General features: G+C 72.2%; 16 protein-coding genes. All 16 read right to left on the reverse strand.

The features are described from left to right. Positions 1-20: 20 nt before the first annotated feature. Positions 21-1,730 (reverse strand): allophanate hydrolase, encoded by a 1,710-nt coding sequence (atzF, locus tag Q5716_RS11180; protein ID WP_305003219.1) that lies wholly within the window; start codon positions 1,728-1,730, stop codon positions 21-23. After that, positions 1,727-3,436: a PucR family transcriptional regulator gene (locus Q5716_RS11185; protein WP_305003220.1), complete on the reverse strand. Its 1,710-nt coding sequence runs from the start codon at positions 3,434-3,436 to the stop codon at positions 1,727-1,729. Before Q5716_RS11185 ends, atzF begins: the two co-directional genes overlap by 4 nt. Continuing rightward, the gene (locus Q5716_RS11190) at positions 3,433-4,596 is read right to left on the reverse strand and encodes a M20 family metallopeptidase (RefSeq protein ID WP_305003221.1); all 1,164 of its coding nucleotides are present in this window, start codon (positions 4,594-4,596) and stop codon (positions 3,433-3,435) included. Before Q5716_RS11190 ends, Q5716_RS11185 begins: the two co-directional genes overlap by 4 nt. Before the next feature lie 11 nt (positions 4,597-4,607). Next, complete coding sequence (locus tag Q5716_RS11195) at positions 4,608-5,360, reverse strand: SDR family NAD(P)-dependent oxidoreductase (RefSeq protein ID WP_305003222.1); 753 nt, start codon at positions 5,358-5,360, stop codon at positions 4,608-4,610. Next, positions 5,357-6,376: an alpha-ketoacid dehydrogenase subunit beta gene (locus tag Q5716_RS11200; protein ID WP_305003223.1), complete on the reverse strand. Its 1,020-nt coding sequence runs from the start codon at positions 6,374-6,376 to the stop codon at positions 5,357-5,359. The genes Q5716_RS11195 and Q5716_RS11200 overlap by 4 nt, the downstream gene beginning before the upstream one ends. Then, positions 6,373-7,380 (reverse strand): thiamine pyrophosphate-dependent dehydrogenase E1 component subunit alpha, encoded by a 1,008-nt coding sequence (locus Q5716_RS11205; protein WP_305003224.1) that lies wholly within the window; start codon positions 7,378-7,380, stop codon positions 6,373-6,375. The genes Q5716_RS11200 and Q5716_RS11205 overlap by 4 nt, the downstream gene beginning before the upstream one ends. Next, positions 7,377-7,832, reverse strand: coding sequence for a VOC family protein (locus Q5716_RS11210; protein WP_305003225.1), 456 nt, complete (start codon positions 7,830-7,832; stop codon positions 7,377-7,379). The genes Q5716_RS11205 and Q5716_RS11210 overlap by 4 nt, the downstream gene beginning before the upstream one ends. Further along, positions 7,816-9,603 (reverse strand): gamma-glutamyltransferase family protein, encoded by a 1,788-nt coding sequence (locus Q5716_RS11215; RefSeq protein WP_305003226.1) that lies wholly within the window; start codon positions 9,601-9,603, stop codon positions 7,816-7,818. The genes Q5716_RS11210 and Q5716_RS11215 overlap by 17 nt, the downstream gene beginning before the upstream one ends. After that, on the reverse strand, positions 9,600-10,466 hold the full coding sequence (locus Q5716_RS11220) for an SMP-30/gluconolactonase/LRE family protein (RefSeq protein ID WP_305003227.1): 867 nt from the start codon (positions 10,464-10,466) through the stop codon (positions 9,600-9,602). The genes Q5716_RS11215 and Q5716_RS11220 overlap by 4 nt, the downstream gene beginning before the upstream one ends. Further along, positions 10,463-11,830 (reverse strand): amidohydrolase family protein, encoded by a 1,368-nt coding sequence (locus tag Q5716_RS11225; protein WP_305003228.1) that lies wholly within the window; start codon positions 11,828-11,830, stop codon positions 10,463-10,465. Before Q5716_RS11225 ends, Q5716_RS11220 begins: the two co-directional genes overlap by 4 nt. Continuing rightward, positions 11,827-12,603, reverse strand: coding sequence for an ABC transporter permease (locus Q5716_RS11230; RefSeq protein ID WP_305003229.1), 777 nt, complete (start codon positions 12,601-12,603; stop codon positions 11,827-11,829). Before Q5716_RS11230 ends, Q5716_RS11225 begins: the two co-directional genes overlap by 4 nt. After that, on the reverse strand, positions 12,600-13,364 hold the full coding sequence (locus Q5716_RS11235; RefSeq protein ID WP_305003230.1) for an ABC transporter permease: 765 nt from the start codon (positions 13,362-13,364) through the stop codon (positions 12,600-12,602). Before Q5716_RS11235 ends, Q5716_RS11230 begins: the two co-directional genes overlap by 4 nt. Beyond that, positions 13,361-14,170 carry an ABC transporter ATP-binding protein gene (locus tag Q5716_RS11240; RefSeq protein WP_305003231.1) on the reverse strand — a complete coding sequence of 270 codons (810 nt, stop codon included), beginning with the start codon at positions 14,168-14,170 and terminating at the stop codon, positions 13,361-13,363. Before Q5716_RS11240 ends, Q5716_RS11235 begins: the two co-directional genes overlap by 4 nt. Further along, positions 14,170-14,901, reverse strand: a complete 732-nt coding sequence (locus tag Q5716_RS11245) for an amidohydrolase family protein (protein ID WP_305003232.1) — start codon at positions 14,899-14,901, stop codon at positions 14,170-14,172. Before Q5716_RS11245 ends, Q5716_RS11240 begins: the two co-directional genes overlap by 1 nt. A gap of 35 nt (positions 14,902-14,936) precedes the next feature. After that, the gene (locus Q5716_RS11250) at positions 14,937-15,983 is read right to left on the reverse strand and encodes an ABC transporter substrate-binding protein (protein WP_305003233.1); all 1,047 of its coding nucleotides are present in this window, start codon (positions 15,981-15,983) and stop codon (positions 14,937-14,939) included. A gap of 330 nt (positions 15,984-16,313) precedes the next feature. Next, complete coding sequence (locus Q5716_RS11255; protein WP_305003234.1) at positions 16,314-17,090, reverse strand: DNA-formamidopyrimidine glycosylase family protein; 777 nt, start codon at positions 17,088-17,090, stop codon at positions 16,314-16,316. Positions 17,091-17,093 lie beyond the last annotated feature (3 nt).

The following is a 17,093-nucleotide window of genomic DNA, read 5'->3' on the forward strand; positions in this document are numbered from 1 at the left end:
GGGATGACACCCCGCCCGCGTCAGCGCGACGCGAGGTACGCCGGCCAGGAGCCGTGCGCCGTGATGTCCCGGGCGCCGTCGAGCGCCGCGGGCGTGCATCCGAACCCGACGACCTCGGAGCCGTCGGACAGCCCGACCCGGCCGAGCGTCATCGGCGCGGGCAACGCGGCGAGGAACTCCCCGAGCGCACCGGGCGACAGGCGCCACAGCTCCCCGGCGATGGATGCCCCGCCCTCGGGACGGTGCACGAGCCCGGGCTTCGGCGGCACCGTGTCGAGCGCGAACAGCGAGTAGGACTCGGCCGTCGCAATGGTCCGGATGAACCGCGCCCCCAGTTCCTCGAGCTGCCGGTTGAGCGGCTGCCCGCGCAGGTGCGCCCCGAACACGGCGAGGTCGACACCGTCGTCGCCGAGTCCGGACGGAGCCTCCTCTCCGAGGAACCGCGCGGCGAGGTCGAGGGCGACGCCGTCCTCGAAGGCGCGAGTGACGATCGTCGTGCCGAAGCCTCGGTCGGCGCCGTCGTCGAACGGCACGGCGACGGCGGCCAGGTCGAGGAGGTTCACGAAGTTGGTGAACGTGCCCATCCACGCGTTGACGCCGAGCGGGTCGGCGGCGACGTCGTCGAGCGTGGGGTGGCCCGGCGCGGTGGGGATCACGAGCCCGTCGAGGCGCACGCTCGCCGCGAGACCGTCGAGCGCGACGAGCGCCGCAGCCCGCGCCGACTCGAGCGCCGCTCGGTCGCGCACGTACTCGGCGCCCGTCACGGCGGCGGCCCGCCGCACGATCCCGGCGACGGTCGGGTCGAGCCCGTGCTCGTCGGTCATGAACTCGCCCGCTGCGGCGGATCGCCCGGCGACGATCGCGCCCTCGTACAGCAGCTTCGCGGTCGCGAGCAGCGGGGAGATGTCCATCGGGTGCAGCTCGGCGACGGAACCCCAGCGCGCGATCGCGGCATCCCACGATTCCCGTGCGGCGGCGTCGAGGGAGCCGAGGTCCTCCTCGCGAGGGATGCCGAGCGCGGGCCTCTCGGGGGCGGCGAGCCGCGCATCCGCGGGGGTGACTCGCGACAAGCCGTCAGCCGGGTCGGGCCCGGCCATGATGCCCGCCGCAGCGGCTCCGGCCGCGAGGTCGCGCGCGAAGACGGTGATCGTGTCGAAGGGGCGGCAGGCGTCGCGCATGCCGAGCACCGGCACGAGCCCGAGGGTGGGCTTGATGCCGACGATGCGGTTGAGGGCGGCGGGAACCCGTCCCGAGCCAGCCGTGTCGGTGCCGAGCGAGAGGTCGGCCATCCCGAGCGCGACGGCGACGGCGGAGCCGGAGCTCGAGCCGCCGGAGATCCGCGACGGCCACAGCGCGTTCCGGACGGCGCCGTAGGGGCTGCGGGTCCCGACGAGGCCGGTGGCGAACTGGTCGAGGTTCGTCTTGCCGATGACGATCGCGCCGGCCGCGCGCAGTCGGGCGACGGCCGGGGCATCCGTCGCCGCGGGTTCGGGGCGGCGCGACAGCGGCAGACCGAGGGTCGTCGGGAGTCCGGCGACGTCGATGTTGTCCTTGACGGCGAGGATGCTCCCGCGCAGCGGCAGCTCGGGCCCGGCGTCGAGGGCTGCCGCCTCGGCGAGCAGCTCCTCGGGGGCGCGCAGCGAGATCCACACCTCGGGCCGGTCGGCGGAGGCGATCGCGTCGAGAGCGCGCCGGACGGCGGCGGTGGCAGGGCCGATGGGGGAGCTCATGACGGGGATGCCTTCCGCTGGGACTCGGACCGCTCGCGCTGCGTGTCGAGCACGAGCAGCGCGACCTGGAGGGTGACGCACGACTGCTCGTCGTCGAGGTCGACGCCGAGCACGTCGCCGATGAGGCGCAAGCGCTCGTGCATCCACGGCCTCGAGACGAACGCGTTGCGGGCGGCAACGGTCTTGTTGCGTCCCGCATCGAGGAAGTGCCGCAGCAGGGGCACGAGGGACGTCTTGTGCTGGGCGTCGTAGTCGACGAGGTCGCCGATGGCCCGCTCGGCGAACTGCACGACGCGCGGGTCGTCGCGCAGGGTGTGGATGAGCCCGCGCAGCCCGAGATCGCTCGCGGTGACGACCGCTTCGTCGACGCCCATGCTGGCGGCGGTGCCCGCGGTCTCGATCGCATCGAGGAGAGCGGTGCGGGATGCCGCGGCTCCCCGACCGGCTCCGCCCGCCGCCGCGAGTACCGCGGTGCCGTCGCGCCGAAGGTGCTCGACGATCGCCTCGCCCACCTCGAGGTCGGTCGATCCCGCGGGGACGGTGGTGAGCATCCCGACCGTGAAGTCGTCGACGGGGGCGACGAGCGAGGCGAGACCGCGCTCCTGGGCGATGTCGGAGATGGCGCTCGCGAGGGTGCGCAGCGCGCGCTGCCGGTCGCGCGGGTCCTGGGCGCCGGTCGCCCGCGAGCGGAACGCGAACGCGGCGAGGCGCATGCGGCGGAACGAGACGCCGAGCGCGGTGGCCTGCTCGTCGAGCTCGGCCGGATCGGCGTCGCCGGTGAGGAGCCGGCTGAGGAGGCTCGAGTGGGTCGTGAGGTCGAGCAGGTGCGACTCGCGGTCGACGAGCCGCCCGATGGCGAGAGTGGACGCGGCCTGCTCGACGAGCATGATGAGCGAGCGCGGGATGGTCATCGTCGGGTCGAGGGCGGCGTCGAGGTCGCGGGCTCCCGCGGAGGGCGCCATGAGCACGAGCCGGCCCCAGTCGTTGCCCCGCGCGCCGACGGTCGTCTGCAGCCAGCCGCTCAGCGGGTCGTAGTAGGTGCGCACGGCGCGGTGGGGCCGACCGGCGTGCTCCGCCCACTCGGCGAGCACGTCGCCGGGGGTTCGCTCGGCGGGGTCGAAGGCGAGCACCTGCCGGGATCGGTTCTCGAGCACGACGGCGAACCCGGAGAGCTTCGCGACCTGCCGCAGCACGATCTCGGGCTTGCTGCCCTGCACGGCGAGCGCGCTGAAGATCTGGTGGATGCTCTCCGACGCCTGCAGGTCGCGGATCTGCACGTCGATGAGCGAGGCGTGCACTTCCTCGGTCACGTCGATGAACGCGATCGTGCGGCGGAGGGCGATGAGCGGCAGCCCGTGCTTCTCGGCGGCGTCGACGAGGGCCGGCGGGAGGCGGTCGGTGTAGCGCGGGCCGAGGCCGATGACGAGGGCGGCGGCGTTCGCCTCGACGAGCCGCTCCACGTAGAGGGCGAGCCCCGCGGGGTCCTCGGGGAAGACGATGCCCATGGTGAGCAGCAGCTCGCCGCCGTGCAGGAGCCCGCCGATGTTGACGGCCTCGCTCATGTGCACCCACCGCACGCGGCGGCCGAGGCCGGCCGCCCCGGCGACGACGACCGGGTCGCCGCGCTGGATCGCGGGGAACTCGAGCGCCTGCGCGACGGTCGGCAGCTCGTTCTGCGAGCGCCCGTACTGGGGCAGCCGGATCACCACGACTGCACCAGGTCCCACAGCAGGGCGGACCCGAGCTCGAGGTCGGCGACGGGGACGAACTCGTCGGCGGTGTGCGCCTGGTCGGTCGCGCCCGGCCCGAGAACCGTGGACGAGGTGGTGCCGGTGAGCGCGGCGATCATCGCCGAGTCGGTGTAGGCCTCGTGACCGTCCGCCCCGCCGACCTCGGGCTCCCGGCCGGCCACGGCGAGGTACGAGGCCCGCAGCCCGCGGACGATCTTGGAATCGTCGGATGCCCGCACCGGCGGCCTCCGCGCCCCGAGCGCCTCGATCGAGAACGAGGCGCCGTCGTAGCGGCGCACGACGTCGGCGGCGATGCGCTCCACCATGGTGACGGCGTCCTCGGGGACGAGCGGCGGCACGATCCTCAGGTCGAGCTCGGCGGTGACGAGCGCGGGCACGACGTTGGTCGCGACCCCGCCGGAGATGACCCCGGTCGTGAATCGCGGCCGCCCGAGGATGTCGTCGTCGAAGGGCAGCGCCTCGAAGGCGGCCTCGAGCTCGACCATGATGTGCGCGAGCACGTGGGCCGCGTTCGTCCCGAGGTGCGCCCGACCGGCGTGCGCCATGCGCCCGGTCACGGTGAGAGTGATCCAGCGCAGCCCCATCTGGGAGATGCGCAGCCGCATCCCCGACGGCTCGGGGGCGAGGATCTGGTCGTCGGGGCGCAGGAGCCCGTCCTCGACGAGCTGGTAGGCGCCGAGCATCCCGGGGGCCTCCTCGTCGACGGTGTAGAAGCACACGACGTCGGCGGGCGGCACGGTGCCGGTCGAGACGAGGGCGTCGAGGAGGCCGATCGTGAGCGCGAGGCCGGACTTCATGTCGCACGCGCCGCGACCGTAGAGCAGACCGTCGACGATCTGCCCGCCGAGCGGGTCGCGGGTCCAGCCGGAGCCGATCGGCACGGTGTCCATGTGCGAGACGAGCACGAGTCGCGGGGCCGAGCGGTCGGCTCCCGGGATGACCACGCTCAGGTTGTCGCGACCCGGCCGCACCGGGTGCCGCGCGACGTCGAGGCCGAGGCCGCGCAACCGCGACTCGATCCAGTCGGCCGCGTCGGCCTCGAGCACCCCGGGGTTGGTGGACTCGATGCCGATGAGTCTCTGGGTGTCGGCGATGACGGTCTCGACGTCGATCATGGTGCTCCTTCTCAGTTCGGCGGTCCGTCGATGACGACGGACTGCCCGCTCATGCCCGTCGAGGCCGCGCTCGCGAGGAACGCGACGACCTGGGCGACTTCCCGGATGTCGATGAGCCGGTTGAACGCGGTCGCCCCCGCGAACTGCGCGAGGGTCTCCTCGGTCGAGACGCCGTTGCGCTCGCCGACCTGGGCGGCGAGGGTGCGCAGCATGGGGGAGTCGATGTTGCCGGGGCACACCGCGTTCGCTCGCGCCCCGAAGCGCGCGATCTCGGAGGCGTGGCACTGCATGAATCCGATGAGACCGAACTTGCTCGACGCGTAGACGCTCGCGCCGCCCTCGCCGACCAGTCCCGCGGTGGAGGAGAAGTAGACGATGCTGCACTCGCGCGGGTTCGCCTCCAGGTTGAGGGATGCCGCCTGCCCGAAGTAGGCCGCCCCCTTCAGGTTCACGGTCAGCACGCGGTCCCACGCGTCCCAATCGGTGGTGGCGACCGGACCGGTGTAGTTGGTGCCGGCGGCGTACACGAGGGCGTCGTAGTGCCCGACCGAGGCATCCGGCCCGAGGAGGGCGAGCACGCCCTCGCGGTCGGTGACGTCGAGGGGCACGGCGGCGTGGCCGGACCCGGGCAGCGCGGCGACGACGGCGGAGGCATCCGCGAAGTCGGCAACGGTCACGCGCATCCCCTGCTCGGCGAGCACGGCCGCGACGACGGAGCCGATGGCGCCCGCGCCGCCCACGACGACGACGTGCCGCGCGCTCATCGAGCCGCCCCCGCTCGCACGATCGCGTTCAGGATGGACTCGGTTCCGGGCACGATCTGCCTCTCCAAACTCAGGGCCGCGGGAACCGGGACACCCGGGTTGCCGTGTCGGCCGACGTAGTCGAGGGAGCCGAGGCCGAACCGCTCGATGGCTCCCGTGATGAGCTCGCCGCTCAGTCCGTAGCCGAGGTAGTCCTCGTCGACGACGAGGAGGGAACGGGTCTTCGCGATCGAGGCGCCGATGGTGTCCCAGTCGATGGGCACGATCGAGCGGAGGTCGATGACCTCGACGTCGACCCCGCTGAGGATCGCGGCATCCGCGGCGGTGAGCGCGTGCCGCACCGAGCCGCTGAGCGTGACGAGCGTGAGGTCGCTCCCCGGCCGCACGACGGCGGCCTTGTCGAGCGGCACGTCGTAGGCCTCGCGCGGCACGTTCGCGCCGAACTCGAAGTCCTGGGCGCGCTCGAGCAGGAGGCCCTTGTGCTCGATGAAGACGACGGGGTCGTTCGAGGCGACCGCGGCGGCGATCATGCCCTTCGAGTCGTAGGGGTTCGACGGGGCGACGACGCGCAAGCCGGGCAGGTGGCCGAACAGGCCCCACAGCGTCTGCGAGTGCTGCGCGGCGGCGCCGATGCTGCCGCCCGCGGTCTTGATGACGACGGGCATGTCGACGCGGCCGCCGGACATGTAGGGGATCTTCGCGATCGCGTTGTAGACCTGCTCGAGGCACACGCCGATGAAGTCGACGAACATGATCTCGATGACGGGCCGGTAGCCCTCCATCGCGAGGCCCACGGCCATGCCCGTGAACGCCATCTCCGAGATCGGGGTGTCGAGCACGCGCTGGGGCCCGAACGCCTTGAGCAGTCCGCGGGTCGAGCCGAACACTCCGCCCTGCGTGGCGACGTCCTCGCCGATGACGAGCACGCGGTCGTCGTCCTCCATGGCCAGGCGGAGCCCCTCGGCGACGGCTTGCGAGATGTTGATGTTGCGCGGGGCGACGGCGGTGTCGGTCATGCGACGGCTCCCTTCGTGCCGAAGTCGACGGTCAGGCCGGAGGCGAACACGTGGTCGTGCGCGAGCGAGCGGTCGGGCTGCGACTCGGCCCGCACGGCCGCGAGCACGGCGTCGATCTCGGCAGATGCCTCGGCCTCGAGCTCTCCGAGGGTCGCCTCGTCGAGCATCCCCGAGTCCCTCAACTGCGCGCGCAGCAGCACGACCGGGTCCTTCGTCGTCGTGCGGTCGGTCTTCTCGGTCTGGCTGCGGTACAGGTCGAGGTCGCCCTCGTAGTGCCCGCGGAACCGGTAGCACATCGCCTCGACGATCGCGGGGCCGGTCGAGCGGGCGTGGGCGACGGCGCGGCCGATCGCGGCGGACGTGGCATCCACGTCGAGCCCGTCGACGCGTTCGCCGGGCGCCGAGTAGGCGGATGCCCGCTCCGCGAGCGTCGGCGTCGAGCTCGCCGCGGAGAACGGCACCGAGATCGCCCACTCGTTGTTCTCGATGATCACGACGAGGGCCAGGCCGAGCACGCTCGCCATGTTCATGGTCTCGTGGAAGCCGCCCGTGTTGACCGACCCGTCGCCGATCACTGCGAAGGCGACCGAGTCGCGACCGGAGATCTTCGCCGCGTACGCGTGGCCGAGGGCCACCGGCAGGGACGCCCCGACGATGCCCGTAGTCGAGAAGCGGCGCTCCCGGTCGAAGAGGTGCATGTGGCCGCCGAAGCCGCCGCACAGCCCCGTCTCCTTCTCGAAGATCTCCGCCATGAGCGGGTGCAGCGGGATGCGCTTGGCGATCGCGTGCAGGTGGTTGCGGTGCGTGCTCGCGAGCGAGTCCCCGTCGCGGATGTGCTCGGCGAGGGCGGCGGCGATCGCCTCTTGGCCGATGGCGGTGTGGAGCTCGCCGTGGATCTCCTTCGACGCGACTCCCGTGAGGCACGCCTCCTCGAAGCGGCGCATGAGGACCATCAGGCGGTAGCGGTCGCGCCACAGCTGCGCGTCGGTCAGGGTGTCGCTCACCACGCCTCCTCGAGCTCGATGACGGTGCCCGTGGGACCCCAGCAGTACACCGCGCGGCCCTCCTCGAACAGCACGATCTCGCCCATGAGCGAGCCACCCCGCTCGACGAGGGCGTCGATGGATGCTTCGAGCTCGCGCACCTGGTACGCCCCGTGCCCCACCCCGACGTGCACGGGGAGCCGCGGGTCGAGGCCGGCCGGGACATCCCGCACCTCGATGAGTTCGAGGCGGGTGGAGCTGAACGGCGCGACGAGCTGGGCGAGGTCGCACACGACGCCGTCGACGCCGACGGTGCGCTGGAACTGGTCGTCCATGTCGCGCACGAGGAACTCGACCTCGAAGCCGAGGGTGTCGCGGTAGAACTCGATCGATCGGTCGAGGCTCTCGACGACGAGGCCCGCGTGGTGCCACGACCACGCGAGGGCCCCGCCGTGCTCAGCGTGCTTGGGCATATGCGGTCCTCCGGGAGTCGGCGCCGGCCGCGAGCACTCGCGAACCGGTCGGGGTGCTGGTCGAGACGATGGTCTGCACGCTGCCCGCGTCGAACTCGTTCGCGGGCCAGTCGATGATCTCGTGGCCGCGCTCCTGCAGCCCCGCCGCGACCTCCTCGCCGAAGCCGGCCTCGACGAACACGAGGGACTCGCCGACGGGGTGCGGGTGGAAGCCGCCGGGGTAGCTCGAGCCGAACAGCCGCGGCGCCTCGACGGCGGCCTGCGGCGACTTGCCGTACACGTCGTGCTGCAGCATCGCCTGCACGATCGCCTGCACGATGACGTCGCCGCCAGGGCACGCGGCGGCCCAGATGTCGTCGGCCCCGGCGCCCGGTCCCGCGCCGAGCGCGATGACCGCCGCCGGGGTGACGCACGGCCGGCCGCCCGCGCGCAAGGCGTTGGGGTGCCCCTCGACGAGGCGGCTCTGCACCCCGCGCGGTGAGCAGATGATGCCGAGCTCGGGGATGACGGGGGCGCCGTCGATCGTGTCGCTCGGGCTCGACGAGAAGGCGCCGCCCGCGGCATCCACGACGACGATCGCCGTCGTCGACGGCAGCTTCGGACCGGCCTGCGCGACGGTCGGGAGGTTGGGCAGGGCGCGCTCGCCGACCATCGCCGCGAGGGCGGCGAGGTGCTCGTCCGCGAGGAGCTCGTCGGCGGTCTCGGTCGTGTAGCGGGGGTCGCCGTAGGCGCGCTCCCGCTCGCTGAAGGCGAGCTTGAGCGCCTCGACGACCTCGTGCGCGTACTCGACGGAGCCGTCGGCGATGCCGCGGATGCCCCGCCGCTCGAGCACCCCGAGGGCCTGGGCGATCACGAGCCCCTGCGACCACGTCGGGGTGACGTGCACGTCCCAGTCGCCGAAGCGCACCGAGGGAGCCGGAGTCACGTCGGCGCGGAAGCCGGCGAGGTCGTCGGTGGTCAGGTAGCCGCCTCGCTCGGCGACGAAGGCCGCGATGGTCTCGGCGATGTCGCCGCGGTAGAAGAGCGCGTGCGCGGCCTCGATGGCGTCCTCGCGCGAGGCGCCGGCGGCACGGGCATCCGACGCCGCATCCGACAGCCGCTGCAGGGTCGTCGCGAGGGCGGGCTGCACGAGCCGGTCTCCCGCCTCGAGCGGGGCGCCGTCGGGCTGGTAGACCGCGGTCGAGGACTCCCAGCGCGAGAAGCCGGCACCCATGCGGGCGAGGTGGGATGCGGTGCGCGGGTCGAGCAGGAAGCCGTCGCGCGCGAGTTCGACCGCCGCGCCGATGACGTCGGGCAGCTCCATCGTGCCGAAGCGCGAGAGCGCGGTGAGCCAGCCGGACACCGCTCCCGGCACGATCGACGGCACCCCGCCGAGCGGGAGCGCGCCGTCGTACGCGTCGCGGATCGTCGCGAGGTCGGCGGATGCCCCCCACGTGCCGATCCCGGCGATCGCCTGCACCTCGGGGGAGCCCGCCTCGCGCACGAGGATCGGAGCGATGCCGCCGAGGTTGCACATCTCGACCTGCACGACGTTGGAGGCGAAGCCCGCGGCGACGCCCGCGTCGATCGCGTTGCCGCCGCGGCGGAGGATCTCGGCGCCGACCTCGCTCACGAGCGGGTGGCCGCCGACGATCGCCCAGCGCTCGCCGTAGATCGTGGGGCGCATGGACTCCGCCTGCTCGAACACGCCGGAGACGATGCCGCCGCCCATGCCCGATCCCTTCGGCAGCGCGATGCCGGATCGCGTGCTGAGGCCGGTGTCGATCGTCATGAGAGGTGTCCTTCCCACACAGGGCCGTTCGAGGCATCCAGCTCGAAACGGAAGAGCGAGCCGGAGAGCGGGAACTCGGCGAGCTCCTCCTCCGGCGCGTCGACTCGGGCGGTCGTGATGTACAGCGAGCGGCCGTCGAGCACGCAGCTCGACACCCGCAGGGCGGGCACGAGGATGCGCGCGGCGACCGCGCCGCCGTCGAGGCACAGCACCTCGCCCCCGCCGAAGACGGCGACGTACACGCGGTCGTGCTCGTCGAGGCACAGCCCGTCGAGCGCCCCGACTTCGTCGTGCACGTAGAGCCGCTCGGGCTCGCCGAGCTCGCCCGTCGCCGGGTCGTGCGGGATGCTCCACACGATGCCGGGCGTCGAATCGATGTGCAGCAGTCGCGAGCCGTCGGCGGTGAAGCCGATGCCGTTGGAGAAGCCGAGGCCCTCGCGCGCGACCCGCACGCCGTCGTCGCCGAGGCGCAGCAACTGGCCCGGCGCGGGGTCGTCCCCCGCGGGCACGACGCCGAGCCAGAGGTGGCCGCTCGGGCCGGCGGTCGCGTCGGAGAGCCGCGTTCCGGCGGGCAGGTCGAGCTCGATGCGGCGCTCGACGTCGCCGTCGGTGCCGAGCACGGCGAGGCTGCGGTGCAGCGCGATGACCGTGCGGCCGTCGTCGAGGGGGATGATCGCGCTCGCGGTCTCGCCGGGGAACTCGAGGGCTGCCGATGCCTCGTCGCCGTCGAGGCGGAAGACGGTGCCCTCCAGGAGGTCGGTGAAGTGGACGGCGGGCGCGGAGCCGCCGAGGGCGACGACTCGCGGCGCCTCGCCCAGGCGGGCGGTGCCCGGCGCGGCGAGGACGGCGAGGTCGGCGATCACGAGCGCGCTCCTGCGAGTCGCTCGACGAGCTCGACGGCCGGGGCGAGGTCGGCGAGTCGGCGCTCGCGGTCGGCACGGTCGGCGGCGAGCCGGGCGCGCAGTCGAGCGCGAGCGGGACCGGCGTCGACGATGCTGCGGCCGCCCTCGGCGGCGAGGGAGCCGGCGACCCAGACGCGAGACACCGCGCCGGCCGAACCGGTCGCGACGATGGCCTCGATCGACGGCTCGACGTCGAGCTCCAGGAGGTCGGCCGGGGAACCGGCGGCGATCGATCCGCCCCCCGCGATCCCGAGAGCGCGCGAACCGCCGACGGTCGCCATCGCGAGCACGTCCGCCGCCGTGAGCGCGGTGCCCTGCGTCGCCGACTGGGCGATCGCCGCCCGCATCACGTCGAAGTAGTCGGGCGCGGCGGTGTTCTGGCTGTCGACGCCGAGAGCGGCGGGGATGCCCCGCGCCAGCCACGCGGAGACGTGGGCGGTGCCCACGAGGAGCGCCTCGTTCGAGGCCGGGCAGTGCACGAGGGAGCTGCCCGCCGCGGCGATGCGGTCGAGCTCGGCGGCGGTGAGGTGCACGGCGTGGGCACCCGAGAGGCGGGCGTCGAGCAGTCCCGCCGCATCGAGCCGGTCGAGCGGGCTCGGCTGCCCGGCGAGCCAGCCGCGGTGCAACCGGCTCTCGTGCAGGTGGGTGTGAAGGCGGCTGTCGCCCGCCGCGGCCGCGATGGCCTCGAGCAGGGCATCCGTCGACCACTGGCCGCCGACCGGGCCGATGCCGAGCGCGACGCGCTCCGGGCGCTCGGTCGCGAGCCAGTCGGCCGCGACCTCGGGGACCGCCTCGACGGGCAGGTGCGGTCCGCTCGGCGGCACGAGCGCCCACTCGCCGTCGGCCGGCTCCGGGGTGCGGAGGGCGCGGTCGGCGAAGCCGAGGACGACCAGAGCGCGGATGCCCGAGGCCGAGGTACCGGCGAGCGCGGCGCGCGCGCCCTCGAGCGCGTCGCCGTCGGCCGAGGCATCCACGAATCCCTGCACGGCGGTCACGCCGGTCTGAAGCAGCTCGGCCGTCGCGACGAGCGCTTCGTCGGCCGGGTCGAGCGCGGCGGCGGCCCCGAGGGAGCAGATCCACGACTCGAACTGCCGCGGCAGGATGCCGTGCTCGGGCAGCGGGAGGCCCCGCAGGTGCGAGTGCGCGTCGACGAAGCCCGGGACGAGAACGCCGTCGACCTCGACGAGGGTGCCCGCGGGTTCGGCGTCGCGCCACGGTCCGGCGGAGAAGACGCGGCCGTCACGGATCACGACGGCCGCGTCGCTGAGGAATTCGGAGGCGTCGGCGGACAGGGCGTGCCGCGCGCGGATCGTCACGGCGCTCACGTGCGCACCGCCCACCCGAGGAGGGCGCGCTCGGCGAGGCTCACGATGCTGAACAGCACGGATGCCACGACCGCCGAGACGAGCACGGCTCCCCACATCGTCGTGATGTCGAGCCCCAGCCACGACTGCACGACCAGTCGGCCGAGACCGGTACCGCCGATGATCCACTCCGCGGTCATGACGCCGAGCACGGCGTTCGGCGCGGAGATCTTCAGCGCCGACACGAACGACGGCATCGCGAAGGGGATGCGCACCTTGAGGTAGCCGAACACCGTCGAGGCGTTCATGACCTTCAGCAGCTCGATCGTCTCGCCCGGCACCGAGCGCAGGCCCAGGATGACGTTGACGAGCGTCGGGAAGAACACGATGAGCGCGGCGACGACGACGGTCGCACCCGGTCCGCGGCCGAACGCGAGGGTGATGAACGGCGCGAGCGCGACGATCGGGATGGCTCGGACGACGACCGCGATCGGGTAGACGATGTCGGAGAAGGTGCGCGAGGCGCAGATGAGCACAGCGAGGGCGAGGCCCACCGCGTTGCCGACGGCGAAGCCCGCGAGCGTCGCGAGGGTCGTGTTGAGGGCGGCCTCGAGCACGAGGGGCCAGTTCGCGTCGACCGCGATGAGGCTCGGCGCGGGAAGCACGTTCGCGGAGACCCCGAGAACCGTGACGGCGAGCTGCCAGATCGCCAGCACGATGAGCACGACGATTGCGGTCGCGAGCCACGCCGGCATCGAGACGCGGCGGCGGATGCGGGGCAGGCCGATGCTCATGACTGCTCCTTCGACGAGTCGTGCCACGGGGCGGCGAGCCGGCCGAGCACGTCGAACAGCAGCACGATGAGGCCGTTGAGCCCCGTCGCGACGAGCAGGACCGTCCACAGCAGGGGGACGTTGAAGTTGAACATCGACTGGATGAGCATCACGCCGAGGCCGCCCTCCGCGCCCATCCACTCGGCGATGATCGCGCCGATGAACGCGGCAGGGCCGGCGATCTTGAACGACGAGAACAGGGCGGGCACGACGGCGGGAGCGCGCATCGTGAGGAGGGTGCGGGTGTAGCCCATCGCGAGCACTCGCGAGAGCTCCTGGACGCGCGGGTCGAGGGTGCGCAGGGCGCCCGTCAGGTTGACGAGCACCGGGAAGTAGGCGGAGAGCGCCGCGACCGCGACCTTGCTCTCCATGCCGAGGCCGAGCGAGGCGGTGAGCGGCGCGGCGATCGCGATCACCGGGATCGCGTAGATGACGAGGGCGAGCCGGTACAGGCCCTCGCCGACGATGCGGAACCGGTCGACGACGACGGCGAGGATGATCGCCGCGAGCGACCCGTAGAGGAACCCGAGCCCGGCCTCCGACAGCGTGATGCCCGCGTTGAGGAGCAGGGCGTACCAGCGCTGACCGAGGGTCTCCACGATCGTGCTCGGCGGGATGAGCACGGCGCCGGGAGCGGTGACGGCCTGCCCGACGAGCTGCCACGCGACAAGCAGCAGCACGAAGAACAGGGCCGGGATGACCGGGCGGGGGAGGGCTCTCATTCGTCGACGACGCTCCGGTAGTCGCCGCTCAGCAGCTGCGTGAGCTCCTGCTCGTGGGCGATGAAATCGGCGGAGAGGGCGTTGTCGATGTCGCGCGGGCGGGGCAGGTCGATCGTGCGGCGCTCGATGACGTGCCCCGGGTTGCGGCCCATGACGATGACCGTGTCCGAGAGGAACACCGCCTCGGCGACGTTGTGCGTGACGAGGAGCGCGGTCGTGCCGCTTGCCGCCCAGATCCGCTGCAGCTCGACGTTCATCTGGCGCCGGCGCAGCTCGTCGAGCCCGTTGAACGGCTCGTCGAGGAACAGGATGCTCGGCTCCACGACGAGGGCGCGTGCGATGGCCACGCGCCGAGCCATCCCGCCCGACAGCTTCGCGGGCAGGCGGTCCTCGAAGCCGTCCAGGCCGACGAGCTGCAGCTGCGCCATCGCGCGCTCGCGGCGCTCCGCCTTCGGCACGCCCTGCGCCTCGAGCGGGAGCTCCACGTTGCCGAGCGCGGAGCGCCAGGGCAGCAGCACGGGGTCCTGGAAGACGAAGCCGAAGAGTCCGCTCGTGCGGGCCTGGCGGGGAGTCATCCCGAACAGGTCGACCGTGCCGCGCGTCGGCTCGATGACGTCCGCGATGATGCGCAGGAGGGTGGACTTGCCGCAGCCCGACGGACCGAGGAGGGTCGTGAACCCGCCCTCCGGGAGCTCGAGCGCGATGTCGTCGAGGGCCGTGAACGTGCCGCCCTTGACGGCGAAGTCCATGCCGACGCCGTCGATCGTGACGGTGCGGGCCTCGGCCGGGGCTGCGGCGGCGCCCATCAGGCGATCCTCAGGATGCGGGCGAGGTTGTCGCCCTCGATGAGCGCGCGGTCGGCGTCGTTCGGGATGGCCCGGGCGATCTTCATCCGCTCGAGCGCGGGCACCGATCCCGGCCAGTCGGTGCCCATGACGATCTTCTCGGGGCCGACGCGCTTGTACGCCGTCTGCACCTCGAGGAGCTGGGTGCTCGACGTCTCGAGGTAGATGTGCGGGTTGCGCTCGGAGACGATGAGCGCCTCGGTGGTGTTCCACACGGTGCCCATGTGGGCGATGAGCACGGGCGCCTCGGGGAAGTTCTTGGAGATCTCCTCGATCGAGAGGGGCGCGCACCACGGGTCGTCGAGCGCGTTGACGAGGATGGTGAGGCCCTCCTCCGTGGCGGCCTTGAAGATGCCGTCGAGGAGGCCGTGGTCGGCGAAGTGGTAGCCGTGGAGCGTCGGGTGGAGCTTGATGCCCTTGAGGCCGAGCCGCGCGCACTCCCGCAGCGTCTCGAGCGCATCGGGCAGTCGTGGATTGACTCCCCCGAACCCGATGAAGCGGGTGGGGTACTTCTCCACGACTGCCGCGATGTACTCGTTGTTGATCGCCTGGCCGAGCGAGCAGCCCACGGCCATGTCCACGCCAGCCTCATCGAGGAAGGGGATCAGGTCCTCCGCGGTGAAGGACTCACCGGTCAGGTAGTCGGAGTTGCCTGATGCTTCCCAGATGTTGTTGTACGCGTCGATGATCATGAGCTGTCGCCCTTCCTGGCTATCGGTTGGTGGTGTTAGTCGAGCAGCGACGTCTTGTCGCCGAAGACCTCGTCGAGCACGGAGGTGTCGACGACGTCCGCAGCATCCAGCGGGCCCGAGAGGGTGCCGGCGGCGACGAGGGAGTCGATGATCTCCTGGAACTTGTCGAGGTCGAGGCGCAGGACGCCCGTCGGGCCGGCGATGAGGTCGGCCTGGATCTCGGCGGTGGCCTCCTCGGTCGCGAGGTCGAGGCCGCCGGTCGGGTTCACGTCGTTGACGACGATCGCGGCGCCCTCCTTGGGGTTAGCGTTGATCCACTCGTAGCCCTTGACGGTCGCCGTGAGGAACTTGACGATGAGGTCGCGGTTCTCCTCGAGGTTCTTCTTCGTCGTGATGATGACGTTGCCGTAGCTCGGCACGCCGAGGTCGTCGAGGTAGAGGTAGTCGACGTCGAGGCCCTGCAGCTCGAGCGAGGCGCCCTGCGCGGTCGCGTAGCCGCCGTAGCCGTCCACCTGGCCGGTGACGAGCTGGGTCGGGTCGGCGCCCGCCGGGACGATCGTCACGGTCGACGTGTCGACGCCCTGCGCCTCGAGCACCGAGGTGAACTGCGCGATGCCGTTGTCGGGGTAGGCGATCGTCTTGCCCTCGAAGTCCTCAGGGCTCGTGATCGGGTCCTCGGAGAGGCTCATGATCGCCATCGGCGACTTCTGGAACACTGCGCCGAGCGCGACGAGGTCCTCGCCGGACTCGATCGCCTGCAGCAGCAGCGTGTTGTCCTCGTCGCCGAGGAGCGCCGCTCCGCCGGTGACCTGCTGCCACGCGAGGATGTTCGAGCCGCCAGCCGTGAAGGTGGGCGCGATGCCCTCCTCCTCGTAGAAGCCCTCAGCCTCGCCGGCGAAGAATCCGCCGAACTGGGTGATCTTGAGCCAGCTGAGCTGGTAGTTGACGTCGGTGAGCTCGGCCGAGCCGGACTCCTCCGCGGCGGGAGCCGCGCAGCCGGCGAGTCCCAGGACGAGGGCCGTGGCCGCAGCCGCGACGATCGCGAGGCGACGCCGCGGCGCGGAAGGGGCAAAGTGCTTCATGTCGTTGCTTCCAATCGGGTCTGTGTGACGGGAGGACGGCGGATGAGTCGACCCGGCAGCACCGGAGACTCGACGCCGCGGCGGTGCGGGACTTGCACGGGCGCGGGGCCCTTGAACCGATGCTCAGACCCGTGAGGGAGGGGTCACAATCGACAATCTGCTTCGTCTCGTGCGAAGCGACACTACGAAGTGTCAATTGCCGCGGTGTTTCGAGCATGCGTCAGGGCCGTGAAACCGCGGATTTACGCGCGACGCGCGCAGGAATCCACTACGTAATGTCAGTGACCCCGACTCGTAACATGCCCGACACAACCGCGTCAGCGGTTTCTGTCAGCGCTGGCACGTGGGGCACCAGTAGGTGACCCGCAGCTGCAGCTCGGAGTCGCCGAGCTCGCCCTCCTCGATGCGCGACCCGCACCTCGAGCACGGCCGCCCGGCCCGCCCGTAGACCCACGAGGTCTGGCCCCGGAGGTTGCCCGTCGTGGTGCGCTCGGCCCGGTCCTTGTTGGCGTGGATGAGCCGGTGCGCGAGGTCGACGAGCTTCTCCGGATGCTCCACCTCCCCCACCGGCCGGGTCGGCAGCACCCCGCGCAGGAAGCACACCTCCGCCCGGTACACGTTGCCCAGTCCCGCCATCACGCGCTGGTCGAGAAGGGCGAGGCCGACGGGACGCCCGGGATCGGCGAGGAGGTTCTCGAGTGCGGCATCCGGGTCCCAGTCGGGTCCCAGCAGGTCGGGGCCGAGGTAGCCGACGACGGAGTCCTCGGCCTCGCGCGGCACGATGTCGAGCATCCCGAGGTCGAAGCCGACGGCGACCCAGTCGGCCGTCTCGAGGATGGCGCGCGCCTGGTACTCCGGCCGCTTCCAGCGCGAGCCGTGCCGGTACAGGTGCCAGCTGCCCTCCATCTTGAGGTGGCTGTGGATCGTGACCGCCCCGATGCGCATGAGCAGGTGCTTGCCACGCGGCACGACCGCCTCGACGGTCTCGCCGGTGAGATCGACCGTCGCGAAGGCGGGCACCCGGATGTCGCATCTCGTGAGCACGGCGCCGGCGAGGGCCGCGTCGAGGTTCGTCGCGGAGCGGTAGACGGTGTCGCCCTCGGGCATGGC

This window comes from Antiquaquibacter soli (assembly GCF_030580675.1).
Lineage (GTDB): Bacteria > Actinomycetota > Actinomycetes > Actinomycetales > Microbacteriaceae > Rhodoglobus > Rhodoglobus soli.